The 13314-nt window shown below is 36.1% G+C and carries 13 protein-coding genes and 1 riboswitch; of the genes, 2 read left to right on the top strand and 11 right to left on the bottom strand.

Features of this window, described 5'->3' with window-relative positions; translation table 11 throughout:
* Positions 1 to 19: 19 nt before the first annotated feature.
* The 5 genes from ACK3CR_RS18410 to ACK3CR_RS18430 are packed head-to-tail and all read right to left on the bottom strand — an operon-like array spanning position 20 to position 4791.
* Complete coding sequence (locus tag ACK3CR_RS18410) at positions 20 to 796, bottom strand: ABC transporter ATP-binding protein (RefSeq protein WP_488975911.1); 777 nt, start codon at positions 794 to 796, stop codon at positions 20 to 22.
* Positions 787 to 1503 (bottom strand): ATP-binding cassette domain-containing protein, encoded by a 717-nt coding sequence (locus ACK3CR_RS18415; protein ID WP_488975912.1) that lies wholly within the window; start codon positions 1501 to 1503, stop codon positions 787 to 789. Before ACK3CR_RS18415 ends, ACK3CR_RS18410 begins: the two co-directional genes overlap by 10 nt.
* A gap of 1 nt (position 1504) precedes the next feature.
* Positions 1505 to 2317 carry an ABC transporter permease gene (locus tag ACK3CR_RS18420; RefSeq protein ID WP_328122671.1) on the bottom strand — a complete coding sequence of 271 codons (813 nt, stop codon included), beginning with the start codon at positions 2315 to 2317 and terminating at the stop codon, positions 1505 to 1507.
* 11 nt (positions 2318 to 2328) lie between these two features.
* Positions 2329 to 3258, bottom strand: coding sequence for a nickel ABC transporter permease (gene nikB / locus ACK3CR_RS18425; protein WP_243518953.1), 930 nt, complete (start codon positions 3256 to 3258; stop codon positions 2329 to 2331).
* The gene (locus ACK3CR_RS18430; protein WP_488975913.1) at positions 3259 to 4791 is read right to left on the bottom strand and encodes an ABC transporter substrate-binding protein; all 1533 of its coding nucleotides are present in this window, start codon (positions 4789 to 4791) and stop codon (positions 3259 to 3261) included.
* Between the two features lie 137 nt (positions 4792 to 4928).
* Positions 4929 to 5115: riboswitch (cobalamin riboswitch) on the bottom strand.
* A 421-nt stretch (positions 5116 to 5536) separates the two neighbouring features.
* Between ACK3CR_RS18430 and putP the strand changes: the two genes are divergently transcribed.
* On the top strand, positions 5537 to 7015 hold the full coding sequence (putP, locus tag ACK3CR_RS18435; protein WP_328122668.1) for a sodium/proline symporter PutP: 1479 nt from the start codon (positions 5537 to 5539) through the stop codon (positions 7013 to 7015).
* A 262-nt stretch (positions 7016 to 7277) separates the two neighbouring features.
* Positions 7278 to 8303: an AI-2E family transporter gene (locus ACK3CR_RS18440; protein WP_328122667.1), complete on the top strand. Its 1026-nt coding sequence runs from the start codon at positions 7278 to 7280 to the stop codon at positions 8301 to 8303.
* 28 nt (positions 8304 to 8331) lie between these two features.
* Here the strand turns inward: ACK3CR_RS18440 and ACK3CR_RS18445 are convergent, their stop codons facing one another.
* The 6 genes from ACK3CR_RS18445 to ACK3CR_RS18470 all read right to left on the bottom strand — a co-directional run bounded on the left by ACK3CR_RS18445 (position 8332) and on the right by ACK3CR_RS18470 (position 13219).
* Positions 8332 to 9348, bottom strand: coding sequence for an extracellular catalytic domain type 1 short-chain-length polyhydroxyalkanoate depolymerase (locus ACK3CR_RS18445; RefSeq protein WP_268583773.1), 1017 nt, complete (start codon positions 9346 to 9348; stop codon positions 8332 to 8334).
* Between the two features lie 178 nt (positions 9349 to 9526).
* Positions 9527 to 10471 (bottom strand): NAD(P)H-binding protein, encoded by a 945-nt coding sequence (locus ACK3CR_RS18450; protein ID WP_328122666.1) that lies wholly within the window; start codon positions 10469 to 10471, stop codon positions 9527 to 9529.
* A gap of 77 nt (positions 10472 to 10548) precedes the next feature.
* Complete coding sequence (locus ACK3CR_RS18455) at positions 10549 to 11115, bottom strand: TetR/AcrR family transcriptional regulator (RefSeq protein ID WP_243518937.1); 567 nt, start codon at positions 11113 to 11115, stop codon at positions 10549 to 10551.
* A gap of 59 nt (positions 11116 to 11174) precedes the next feature.
* Positions 11175 to 12011 (bottom strand): arsenic resistance protein, encoded by an 837-nt coding sequence (locus tag ACK3CR_RS18460; RefSeq protein ID WP_488976208.1) that lies wholly within the window; start codon positions 12009 to 12011, stop codon positions 11175 to 11177.
* Positions 12012 to 12101: 90 nt separating this feature from the next.
* Positions 12102 to 12524, bottom strand: coding sequence for a disulfide oxidoreductase (locus ACK3CR_RS18465; RefSeq protein ID WP_243518934.1), 423 nt, complete (start codon positions 12522 to 12524; stop codon positions 12102 to 12104).
* Positions 12521 to 13219, bottom strand: coding sequence for a thioredoxin domain-containing protein (locus ACK3CR_RS18470; protein WP_328122664.1), 699 nt, complete (start codon positions 13217 to 13219; stop codon positions 12521 to 12523). Before ACK3CR_RS18470 ends, ACK3CR_RS18465 begins: the two co-directional genes overlap by 4 nt.
* Positions 13220 to 13314 lie beyond the last annotated feature (95 nt).

Genomic DNA, 13314 nt, shown 5'->3' on the forward strand with positions numbered 1-13314 from the left:
TGGTAAAAAATAAAACCATCTATAAAAAGATGGTTTTTACTTCATTTTTATGAAAAAGGAGTTTTGCATAAGGATGTGTAAACGGCTCGGTTTTCCAGTCTTTTACTACTTCAACAAGTTTACCTTTGTACATCACAGCAATCCCTTCACAAAGCTTTTTGGCTGATGCTAAATCATGGGTAATAAATAAGTATGCTAACCCTTTTTCTTTTTGTAAACTAAGAAGCATATTAATGATAGACATTTGAGCCGATTGATCAAGACTTGCGAGACTTTCATCAAATATAATAAGCTCAGGCTCTACAGCTATTGCCCTTGCAATACATACTCGTTGCTTCTGCCCTCCGCTTAGCTCTCTTGGATATCTTTCTAAGAATGTTTCATCAAGACCCACTTTTTGAATCAACAAAAAGCATTTCTTCTCTCTTTCTTCCTTATTCAACTTAAAGAAATTTCGTAATGGCTCTTCTATAAGAGCTTTAACAGACATCCGCGGAGAGAGGGAAAAAGAGGAGTCTTGAAAAACGAGCTGAACTTTTTTATATAACTCAAGCTCGCTCAAATCCCCATTATGTATAGAATATCCATTTATAAAAATTTCACCTTTTGTAATGCTCTCAAATTTTGTAATTAGTTTTGCTAATGTACTTTTCCCACTTCCACTCTCCCCGACTAATCCTACCCGCTCTCCTTTTTCTATATTCAAACTTACCGTATCTACGGCGGTTATAGAGGAGGAACGAAAGCGTCTTTGTATTTGATATTCTTTTGTAACTGACTCTAGTTTTAAGAACATACGCTTATCTTTCCTCCTTTCTTCATTCTAATGACTCGATCTGCAATTCTTTCCACACTCTCTTGATCATGAGAAATAAGCAAAACAGTTAACCCATATTGTTTTTGAAGTTTTTTTAGCAACTGCATTACTTTTTCTTTATTGATTGTATCAAGAGCTGTTGTCGGTTCATCTGCAATAAGAAGAGATGGTTTTAAACTAAGCATCATCGAGAGAAGAACGCGCTGACGCATACCACCGCTAAGTTCAAAAGGATAGGAAGATAAAATATAGCCCGGATCTTTAAATCCCACACTTTGTAAGAGCTCATAAATATGCTTTTTATCCTTTGGTAAATCTCTATGCTTTTTAAGCGTTCTTTTTATATGTTTTTTCACAGTGTGAAGCGGGTTTAAACCATTCAAAGATTCCTGGATAAGCAAGCCTACTTCACGGCCCCTTATCCGTTGAAAATCTTTTTTATTTCTGGCATCCAAACGTTTACTTTTATAATAAATGGCTCCTCCTGTCACTTGACAGTTCTTTTCAAGCAGGCCAACTAAGGCATGAGCTGTCAGGCTTTTCCCACAACCGCTCTCTCCTACTAAAGCAACAATTTCTCCCTTTTGAATATGAAATGAAGCTCCTTTTATGAGAGGGACCTTCTTCTCCTTTATAATTGTGGAGATTTCTAAATTTTCCACCTGCAACAACGCGTCATTTTTCAATTTAAAGTTCACCACTATTCTTTTTTAAATTTTCGCTTATAAGCTGACATGCTAATACAAAAAGTAAAACAAAGAGCCCTGGAAAAAGCATAACGTGTGGAGCACTTTGAAAATAAGAAGCTCCATTATGAAGCATAACTCCCCACTCAGGCGTTGGTGGTTGTACGCCTAATCCAAGAAAAGATAATCCTGCCATTAAAAGCACAATCTTGCCCATATCAAGAGAGATAAAAACAGCAAGTGGCGTAAAAATAGATGGAATAATATATCTTACCATCACTTGAAAGTGCGTATTTCCAGCCATTCTTGCTCCTTTTATGTAATCTTCCTCACAAATATTTAAAACAAAGCTACGTACAATGCGCACATAGTTTGCCCATCGAACAATTACAACCGCAATCATCATATTTATAAATCCTTGCCCTAGCACACCAACAATAGCAATAGTAAGAACAATATCAGGAACAGCTAGAAAACCATCCATAATGCGCAGAAAAAAGGTGCCCTTTCTACTTTTGTATCCTGCTAGAAGACCAATTGGAAGGCTAATAAGAAGCGTACTAATCATAATGAGGAAAGCTCCTCCAACACTTATTCTCATTCCATACAAAATACGAGACAGTATACATCTTCCAACATGATCTGTGCCAAATGGATAAGTAGAATTTGGCGGATGTAACCGCTGGGTCAAATTCGTATCTAAAGGATTATGCGGTGCCAAAAGAGGCGCTAACAGTCCCACAAGTAAAAGAACGATAAGAAAACTTACACCTTTCATCCCTCGGCTATATTTGTTATAAAACTGATGTGTCATTCTTTTTCCTCCTAGTTGGCCCGTAACCGAGGGTCAACAAAACTACACAATATATCTATTAAAATATGAATTAGCACAAATAAAAAAGTCGTAAAAATAACATACCCTTGAATAATAGGGTAGTCTCTCATATTAATCGCATCAATGATGTAACGGCCTAATCCAGGCCAAGAAAAAACCGTTTCAACAATGATACTCCCGCCAAGCATAAAAGCAAAGCTCGTCCCTGTCATCGTAATTATTGGTAATATAGCATGTTTTAATACTTCACCTGTTAAAAGAGAAAACTCGGACTGACCTCTTGCTCTTGCTGCTTTCACAAAAGGCTTGTGTAAAACATCAAGCAAATGCTCTCGTAATACGCGGGCATACACTGTTCCAAGTCCAAAACCGAGTGTGATAGCTGGCAATACTAAATTTTCTAAGCTCCCTCTTCCCATTGAAGGAAGTAACTGATACTTTACAGAACAAATATATATAAGTAAAAATCCTAGCCAAAATGATGGTAGAGATGAGCCAACAAGCGCAAGTCCCTTCCCAAAACGATTCACTATTCCTTGTGAACGGAGGGCTGTTGATATTCCAAAAAGAAAAGTCATAAAAAGCATAATCCCTAAACCGCCTAGGGCTAGTTCAAATGTGGCTGGAATTCTTCTCACAATTTCTTCAAGTACAGGCTGTTTTGACATATAGGACACTCCCCACTGTCCTGTAAATACGTCTTTTATCCAATGCACATATTGAACGGGGAGTGTGTTTGTTAAGCCAAGCTCTTCTCTTACACTATCTAAAGCTTCCTGTGATGCAGGCACGTTATGAGCTGTTAACATAAGGCGTGCAGGATCTCCGGGGGCTAGCCTAAGCAATAAAAAAGTGAAGGTTGACATAAGAAAAACCACAAGAATAAGCTGTACAACGCGTTCAGCGATAAAGCGAATCATTTAAGACGAGCTCACATCAACATTTGGGGTAATATAGTAATACTCGATTGGACTTGGCTCAAAGTTTTTCACCTTTTCATTCACTCCAAATACGGTATTTGGATAAACGATAAAAGATTGAGGAATATCTTTATTAATTTGATTACCGATTTTTATTGCGATTTCTTCACGCTCTTTTTCTCCAGAAGTTTGATTTAACTCTGTTAACAGTTTGTCCACCTCAGCTGAATTATAATGACTTACATTTGCTAGGCTCTTAGAATTATAAAACAAGTTTAAGAAGTATTGAGGATCTCCCGTGTGTGCTGTCAGCATGCTATACATAGATAAGTCCCAATTATCCTCCGCAAGAACATCATCAATATTTTCCACGCTTCTTACCTTTACTTTTATCCCTTCTTTTAAAAGCGAACTTTGAATCGTTTCAGCCATTACCGTCAACTCTGGTCGTTGAGGGAAAGTCAGCATTGTTAGTTGCAAAGGCTCTCCACCCTTAGTCCATACTCCACCCTCTTTCGTATAGCCTCCTTGTTTCATTAACGAATCAAAAGACTGATTTTCTTGACTCTGCTTTACTTTTCCAAAAGACAATACTTCTGGAAATGGGCCGTTTCCTTTCGCTCCTTCATTTTTCATAATAGACGTTAAGATCTCTTCTCTTGGCAAGACTTTATCAATTGCTTGTCGAACGGAAAGATTTGTTACACGAGCTGAGTTCATATTGAACATCATCATATGGGTTCGAAGTGAAGGAGCAGTTAAGACATTTATATTGTCGCTGTTTTTCAGCACGCTAATTTGATCTGTTGAAATATCAACAGCACCGTCCACATCTCCTGATTGTAAAGCCATAAATCTCGTATTTCCATCTGATATGAATTTTATATCAATTTCCTCAACTCTTGCTTTCTGTCCCCAGTAGCCCTCATTTCTCTTCATAGTCAGCGATTCGTCTTTGTTAAATTCCTCAAATTGAAAAGCTCCTGTAAGGGCAGGATATTCCTCTTTTCCATCTAATGTAGAGACATCTGCAATAATTGTAGATGGATCGGCTAGATGTGAAATTAAAGCTTCGTTTGGTTGTTTTGTAACAATCTCAATTTTGTGATCATCAATGACACGGATAGTTTCGAAGTTTAGTAAATCTTTAACCTTTGAATCTTTTTCATTTGAACGTAGAAGCGATTTTTTTACACTTTCAGCGCTCATTTTTTCTCCATTATGAAAGCTTACATTTCCCTTTAATGTGAAGGTCCACGTTTTACGATCTTTTCTTTCCCAGCTGCTTGCTAACCAAGGTTCTGGTTTTAAGTCTTCATTGAGTTTTACAAGTGTTTCACCTGCACCAGATCGCATTACTTCCCAGCTATCGCTGCCGTGTGGATCAAGGCTCTTTGGGCTCCACGGAAATGCAAAGGATAATTTTTTTGAGTCTGACTCTGCCCTATCTTGTCCTTCTGTACAGCCTGCTACAGCTAAAAAAATAAAACAGAATAGAGCTAAAATAACCGAATAACTGCGTGCTTTTTTCATTTTCTTCTCTCTCCTTTTATTTATCTAGGCTAAAAAAATAAGCATGTCTCCCCTTTCAAAGGTTAGACATGCTTTTATATTCATAAAGTTTAAGAAAACAGGCATTCTAACCACCTCCCTAAACTCCCGTAGGTCGAACAGCGATGTTAAAACAGGCAGGTCTCCTGACTAAGGAAAAGAGCCTTATTCCTTCCCGAACTTTTGTTCAGTGGTCTATTTAAAGCTCCTATACTCCATTCACAGTGGCGGGTCCGTGTCGAAATTTCATCGACTTCCCTTTTAAGCAAGCAAACTATGCTTTACACCTGTTTCCAAACTTTATAAAATTTTTATTTTTTGCACTTTTTAAAGTCTGACATTCTAATAACTACAAATGCAACTCTTCTATATTATAAAGCAAATGTATCCAATTGCAATATGAAGAGAAAGAGAATAAACTGCTCCCCTCTTTATTATAAAAATATAAATTCAAAAAGAAAGTTCCACTAGACAAAAAGAACTATATTTCTTTTCTTCAAATTCTTTAAAACAAGCTATATCCCTTTAAACATATTGTTCTATTATCTTTTTGATATTTTTACCTTTTTAGGTGATAATAGTCATATTTACTCAAAACAGACTTTACTCCTAGTCTCTTTTACTTTAGAATAATATTCCGAATAGTTAAATTATTTTCTCATAAAATAAGAGAAATAATTCACTTCATCAGCGCTTAAAGCGTAAAAACAAACAAGGGAGAGATTTGGTGGAGATTGGTACTTATATTACACTGGGCATCTATTTTTTAGGAATGCTCGCAATTGGTTGGTATGCATATAAAAAATCAACAGATGATATATCTGGTTACATGTTAGGAGGACGTGGTCTTGGTCCTGCAGTTACTGCCCTTTCAGCAGGTGCATCTGATATGAGTGGATGGATGCTTATGGGGCTTCCTGGTGCATTGTATACAACAGGATTATCTGGAATATGGCTCGCTGTTGGGTTATCACTTGGAGCTTACCTCAACTACTTGCTAGTTGCTCCTCGTCTTCGAACGTATACTTTTGTAGCAGATGATTCGATTACAATCCCCGACTTTTTTGAAAATCGATTTGAAGATAAAAGTCGTATGCTGCGACTAGTATCAGCTCTTGTTATTTTAGTCTTCTTTACACTTTATACCTCATCTGGATTAGTATCTGGAGGTCGACTATTTGAATCTGCATTCGGATTAGACTATCGATATGGAATGTTTACTATTGCAATTGTTGTTGTTGCTTATACGCTTTTTGGCGGCTTTCTAGCTGTAAGCTTAACGGATTTTGTGCAAGGTATTATTATGTTTCTTGCTCTTATTCTAGTACCGATTGTTGTGCTATTTGACTTAGGTGGACCAACGAATGTATTTGATACCATCAAAAGCATTGATGAAACACATTTGGATCTTTTCAAAGGAACAACAGTTATTGGTCTCTTCTCACTTCTTGCCTGGGGATTAGGATATTTCGGCCAACCCCATATTATTGTTCGTTTTATGGCTATTAGTTCTATAAAAGAATTAAAACCAGCTCGACGTATTGGAATGGGCTGGATGATTATTGCTATTATTGGAGCCTGCTTAACAGGACTATTTGGATTAGCCTATGTTACAGAAAATAACATAACATTGAATGATCCTGAAACGATCTTTATCCTGTTATCTGACATTTTATTTAACTCTTATATTACAGGATTTTTACTAGCCGCTATTTTAGCCGCTATTATGAGCACAATTTCATCTCAGCTTCTTGTAACATCAAGTGCAGCAACAGAGGACTTTTATAAAACGTTCTTCCGGAGAAATGCCTCTGATAAAGAGCTTGTTACAGTTGGGCGACTCGCTGTTTTAATTGTTGCCGTAATTGCCGTTATTCTCTCATATACACCAAATAGCACTATCTTAGATCTTGTTGGCTATGCATGGGCTGGTTTCGGTTCAGCATTTGGTCCTGCTATTCTTTTGAGTCTATTCTGGAGACGTATGACAAAGTGGGGTGCTCTTGCCGGAATTATTGTAGGTACTGTTGTTGTGCTTGCTTGGGTACAAACAGGGATGTCTGATTTTATGTATGAAATGATTCCAGGCTTCTTTGCAAGCTTACTTGCCGTTGTAGTTGTAAGTTTCTTTACGACCACTCCTTCTCAAAGTGTTCAAAATACGTTTAGTAAAATGGAAGAAGTCTTAAAAGACAGTCAGAAATAATGTACGTTTCATTTATATTTAGAAACTCTCTTTGCTTTCAAAGGGAGTTTTTCTCTTTTCATCTTCAATTAAATATTCAAAATCGCTAATACAGCTTTAAAATTAAACGTGAAAGGCATATAATATTAAGAGATAGGTTTAACACGATACACGTTCGGAAATGCACAGCAGTTTTTAAATATTCCTTTTAATATTTTCTGTAGTTTCCCATAATAGCGGGTTAAACAAGAGTACACTATATTTTTTATGGGAGATGTAAACAATGACTGGATTAGCAAAACTCTGGGAAAACCGCGGTTTTAGACGCTTCTTGATTTTCCTCATTTTAGCGCTTGCTCTTTTCGCTCTAAAAAGCATGATCAATTTTATTTTGTTAACATTTATTTTCACTTTTTTAATGGATAGAGTGCAAACGTTTGTCACAAAATGGGTGCATAAATGGGTACCCATCAGCCAAAAGCTCATCGTGCTTATTCTTTATGTTTTACTTGTCACTGGACTTATTGTAGGTGGCTTTAGATTTTATCCAGTTATTAAAACACAAGTTGAAGAGCTTGTAAAACAAATTAAGTCATTTTATCTGAATCCAGAAGATATTCCTTTCTTCTCCTTTATCTCAAATACGTTTGATAGCGTAAATTTAAATACTTATATTGAACAAGGATTTAACTTTTTATACAAATACTTAACAGACCTTAGTATCCTAAGTGTCCAAATCTTTTTGTCTTTAATTTTAAGCATGTTCTTCCTCTTGGAAAAACAAAGACTTATTATGTTCAGCAAAAAGTTTCAGCAAAGTAAGCTGTCTGCTTTTTATACAGAGATTGCTTTCTTCGGTCGTAAATTCGTTAGGACATTTGGAAAAGTCATTGAAGCTCAGTTTATTATTGCTCTTGTAAACTGTGTTCTTACAACAATCGGCCTTTGGTTTTTTGATTTCCCACAGCTGTTTGGGCTAGCGATTTTAATTTTCTTCCTCGGTCTTATTCCTGTTGCTGGGGTTATCCTCTCGCTTATCCCACTTTCCATCATTGGATATACAATTGGTGGATTTACAATGATTCTATACTTATTGATTATGATTATGGTTATTCATGCTATTGAAGCTTACCTTCTAAATCCAAAACTTATGTCAGCTAAAACAGAGCTTCCGGTTTTTTTCACCTTTATTGTGCTTATTTTTTCAGAACACTTTTTCGGAGTATGGGGATTAATTGTCGGAATACCTGTCTTTGTATTTTTACTTGATGTATTAGGGGTTACAAACAATCAAGAAGAAAAAGCTTAACATGAAAAAAGCTCTTGAGAAGATTTCTTCAAGAGCTTTTTTGATTTGAATATCCATTTTCCCCATTTTCTCTAATAAAAAAATCCCACATGATCTTACTTGCATGAGGTCCTTCAGAATCTGTAAAGCTTCCATTTTCATTTCCTCCTGACCATGCATGCCCCATGTTCAATACCGTATATTTCTCAACAATAGATTCCCCTCGTTTGTTTCGATACAAGTCATGTGTATATTCTTTTCCATTCCTCACTTTTCCTTTTATTGTTTCATTTACTCCATGACAAATCCATCCTGCATTATGCCTTTCCACTAGATCATTTGTAACGATCCATTGTGAAACAACTTGCTCTCCGTTAATTGGTGCAACTGTTGTATCAGAGCTTCCATGAAAAACAATAGTTGGAATAACTCTTGCCCTTTCTCCCATTTCTTTATATGCTAAGTAACCCTGTTCAAACGGATTTGGTCCTCCATTGTTCATAACATTTAAAGCATCAAAAACGCTTGTAGCTCCTTTATATTCTAATCCTGCTCCAACTCCAAGTCCTGAGAAAATTTCTGGATAGGCTGCAGCCATAATAATACTCATTGCTCCTCCAGCTGACATTCCTGCAATAAACACTTTATGATTATCAATTGTGTACGCTTCTTTTATTTCTTCAATCATTCCGGCAATTGCTGCAGGCTCTCCTCTACCACGTGCTTGATGAAGAGGTTCAAACCAATTCCAGCACTTGTTTGGATTACTTTTAGCATCTTGTTCAGGATAGAGGACAAGAAAATTGTGTTCTTCCGCTAGCATATTCATCTCAGTACCAATCGCAAAGTCTGTTGCACACTGGGTACAGCCATGAAGCATAACAAGTAATGGAGATGCTTTTTCTTTGTCATACGTACTTGGAACGTAGAGCTTGTAGCTTTTTCCTCCATACTCCCCTTCCTTAAACGTTTCTCTTGTTTCAAAACTACAATCACTCGATGCAGAAGGACTACCAAACAGTGGACAAAGTGCGAGAGAGAAAAATGCTTGCAAGGCTTTTAACACTCTTTTTTCCTCCTTTTATGAAAACGATTGCAAAAATATAAAAGTTACGAAAAAGTTCTTAAATAATCCTCATAGTTTTAATGGGTATACCTTTATATATATGTGACTTACACATAATTAGTGTAGGAAAAAGAAGAATAGCTTTTCTTTTCTCAAATTTTGTAAAAAAAAGAAACGCTTAAGAAGCGTTTCCTGTCTTTTCTGTCCTCATATAATCAATGGTTTGTTTTATTCCTTCCTTATAAGGAGTTCTTGGAATTTTTCCGATTCTATGCTCATATTTTGTTCCGTCTAGAAACAGAGGGTCTTCATTTAAATAAAACATTTCTATAAATTCCTTCATATTACGATCAAAAATGCCAATAAGCCGTACCATTGTTTTTGTGGCTGTTCCTACTCGTTTCTGATAATTTGTGTATTCTTTAATATAAGAAAGAAATTCGGATCCTGAAATTCCACTGTAGCCAGGGATATTCCACGTCTCTCCGTAAGCTTCTTTACAAAGAGCAAGTTCTACAAGAGCTTTTGCTCCGTCTGGAGTATAAATATATTCTCTTTTTATTGTTTGATTTCCAACAAACATTGCTTTTTTATTTTTAATGATACTTTGAAGCAAATAGTCAATCTGTGTATTCTCTGCTCGTGGGCCGTAAAAATCGGGAAAATGAGCAAGAAGATAAGGAACTTTTGATTCTTCTAACAAGTGTTCTAAGCGAAGCCGGATCTTCCCCTTTTTTGTATGAGGGCTTTTCTCGTCATTTTCTCTCACTTTTTCTCCTTTACTTCTTCCATAAGCATAGATATTGTCAACAACGACAAGCTTCGCTTTGTTTTCTTTTGCTGCATTTATGATACACCTCATAAATGGTTCCTGTTGTTCTTGCCATTGGGCGTACGGAAGTGCCCCAGCATGGAAAATAATTTCAGCTCCGGCAACAGAGGAAGATAAATTATGAAAAACATCCCCTTTTTGAATTGTAACAAGGTCTTCTTTTCCGAAAAAACGGTGAAGTTTTCTTTCATTTCGAGCAAAAGCAATAACTTTGATTCCTCTTTCAATCAATTCATATACAAGAGCACTTCCCATTCCACCTGTTGCTCCTATAACAAGAGCTTTCTTCATATCCATCACTTCCTTTTATTTTTTGACCACTGGTTAATTAAAAGGTGAAAATAAATGAGGAAACTCCTCATCTATTTTTAAATCTTTTTTAATAAAAACATAACGTGTGCTTTTGCCATATCCTTCACTTCTTCAAATGACTGCTCACAGTATGAGTGATGTGCTACAAATCCATGAAGAGATAAGAAGATAGACCATGCTTCACTTATCGACAGCTTCGTTTTAGAAAGTGTACTAAGAGCCTCTGCAAACCTTTTATAGCTTTCTTCTGGGCCACTGTGCTGATAAAACTTTACTTCTTTATCTTTTGTAAGAAACATAACCTCATAGTGATTTGGATATGTGAGGCCAAATTCAATAAAAGTTAAAAGCACAGACTGAAGTTTCTCGTCAGCGCCTATATCTCTTTTCATCACTTCATAAAACTTTTCATCTAAAAGTGAAAAATCTTCTTTAACAAGTGCAGAAAAAAGCTCTGCCTTGTTTTGAAAGTGATAATAGAGCGCTCCATGGCTATAGTCTAGCTCTTTAGCAATCTTCCTCATTGATACATGACTATATCCTTCTGTAGCAAATAACTTTCGCGCTACGTTTAATATCATTTCTCTTGTTAGCTCATGTTTTACAGCTTTTCGAGGTGACATCATTTCTCCCCTTTATTGACCATCGTTCAATAAAATTATAGAAATAATTCCTGCATTTGTCAATTGCAGAGAAATAAATAAACCATAAAAGCTAGCAGCAGGAGCTCAATAAGTGGTCCAAGGCCTAGTGCAAGAGAACCTTCTGGTTGCTTTTCGAAGGCTATTGTAGCCATAGCAAGAGCAAGTGGTGAATTCCTTGCAAGCGTAATAAAATGAAGGCTTATCCCATCACATGTTTTAAATCTTAATACTTTACTAATAAGAAAAACAGCTAGAAAAGTGATTATGAAAAAAACAAGAAGGGGAAGCAATAACACGTATAAAACCGAGAAATGACGAGAAAGATAGCTTCCTTCTGAAGCAAGCATCATCATTACAGCCAAACTTAAAAATAGCATTCCGCTGCTTGTAAAAAATGCTCTCCACTTTTGTACTCCCCTTCCCTTTCTCCTTTTTATAATGATTGCTAAAAGGAAAGGAAGCAAAAACATATAAAAAACACTCTCCAAAAGCATAGATATGGAAAATGTTCTTTTCACACCTGAAAACAGATAAAGATAAAAGGGAAGTAAAGCAATTTGCAAAAGAAGATTTACAGGTAATAGCGAAGCTGCAAGTGGTACATTTCCCTTTGCTAATTTTGTAAAAAGCAAATACCAATCTGTACACGGTGTAACAACAAGCATCAGAAAACCGAGAAATATAAATGGTTCCTTATCTAAGAGAATACGTCCAATTCCATAAGCCACAAGAGGCCCTATGATGAAATTAAGAATAAGAACTGATATGAGAAAGCCTTTGTGTGATAAAGCTGTTTTTGTTTCTTTAAATGAAACATCTAAAAAAGACCATGTATCATAAAAAATAGAAAAAGCAAAAGAAAGAGAGGTGCATATGTAGCAAAAAGCGCTATTTTAGAAAGGAAGAATCCTATCAACATAGCGCTTAAAATTACAAATGGCTGTATCTTTTCCACTGTGCTCATTTTAGTCTTCCTTTTTTACAAACAGTAAGCAAATTGTGATAATAAGAAAAGCAACGAAAGCTAAGAATGGAATGGTAATAAAGCCTAACCAGTTAATATACTCTCCGCTACAAGGAACACCCATTGAACATGGTTTAATGGCCGCAAATCCTGGTACCTTTTGTTCTAAATAATGAAAAACAGAAATCAGCCCGCCAATAATAGAGGCTGGTAAAACATATTTTTTAACAGCCAGATCTCTTTTAAAAACAGCAATCCCCATTGTTACTGTTAAAGGATACATAGCAATGCGCTGATACCAGCACATCTCGCACGGCACATATCCGCGTACTTCACTAAAATATAAACTTCCTAACGTTGCAATAATAGAAGCAAGCCAAGCAACGTATAAAAAGATGATGGAACGATTGTTTTTTTCAGTCATGGTGTACTCTCCTCTAGTTCTTCCTCAATTGCTTTTTGAATTTCGCTATAGTTGAACGGATCTTCTACAACTTTGTTATTAATCATTACAGTTGGAGTTGAAACAACATGATAATCCTCCACAAGAGACATATCTTTTTCAACATCCGAAAGCATACTTTTTGCCTCGATATCTTGTTTAAACTGCACAAGATCCACATTTGTTGTATTTCCTGCAATCTCTGTAAGCTTTGAAACAGTTACCCATTTTTCATTATGATTTTGCGTTGGTTGGGCATTGAATAAAGCTTTATGAAAATTCCAGTAAGACTGCGGATCTCGCTTTAGTATCGATTCAGCTCCTAAAGCGCTTAGCTCAGACTCTTCCCCATGGAAAAGCACGTTTACATATGAAAAATTAACGCTATCTTTTTCAAGATATTCTTTTTGAAGCTTTGGAAAAATCTCTTCTCCCCATGCTTTACATGCTGGACATTTAAAATCTCCAAATTCAACAACTGTAACAGGTGCATCTTCCTCACCAAGCAACGGTTGGTTGTTCAAGGAAAAGGAATGAGCTATTTCATCCTCCGAAGAAGTTGTACTTGTTTTAGTTGAGTTGCTGTTTGCTGATAAAAGAAAAAAAGCGATACCAATTGCTAACACCCCTGTAATAAGAGCAGCTACTTTCAAACGAAAGCTTTGGTTACTTTTCAATTCATCACCTCGTTCCTATCAGTTTCTTCTAAACTAGTATTCTTCATTAGTATAGCAGAAACCCTTTTCTTTCTCCTTTTTTCTTTTCAAGAAAA

The sequence above is a fragment of the Priestia sp. TRM10 genome, assembly GCF_057808375.1.

Coding starts and splice junctions, on each gene's coding strand:
- nikB (WP_243518953.1), bottom strand. CDS start 3,258: ATGATTCGCTTTATCGCTGAACGCGTTGTACAGCTTATTCTTGTGGTT.
- ACK3CR_RS18440 (WP_328122667.1), top strand. CDS start 7,278: ATGACTGGATTAGCAAAACTCTGGGAAAACCGCGGTTTTAGACGCTTC.
- ACK3CR_RS18455 (WP_243518937.1), bottom strand. CDS start 11,115: ATGTCACCTCGAAAAGCTGTAAAACATGAGCTAACAAGAGAAATGATA.
- ACK3CR_RS18450 (WP_328122666.1), bottom strand. CDS start 10,471: ATGAAGAAAGCTCTTGTTATAGGAGCAACAGGTGGAATGGGAAGTGCT.
- ACK3CR_RS18420 (WP_328122671.1), bottom strand. CDS start 2,317: ATGACACATCAGTTTTATAACAAATATAGCCGAGGGATGAAAGGTGTA.
- ACK3CR_RS18410 (WP_488975911.1), bottom strand. CDS start 796: ATGTTCTTAAAACTAGAGTCAGTTACAAAAGAATATCAAATACAAAGA.
- ACK3CR_RS18465 (WP_243518934.1), bottom strand. CDS start 12,524: ATGACTGAAAAAAACAATCGTTCCATCATCTTTTTATACGTTGCTTGG.
- ACK3CR_RS18430 (WP_488975913.1), bottom strand. CDS start 4,791: ATGAAAAAAGCACGCAGTTATTCGGTTATTTTAGCTCTATTCTGTTTT.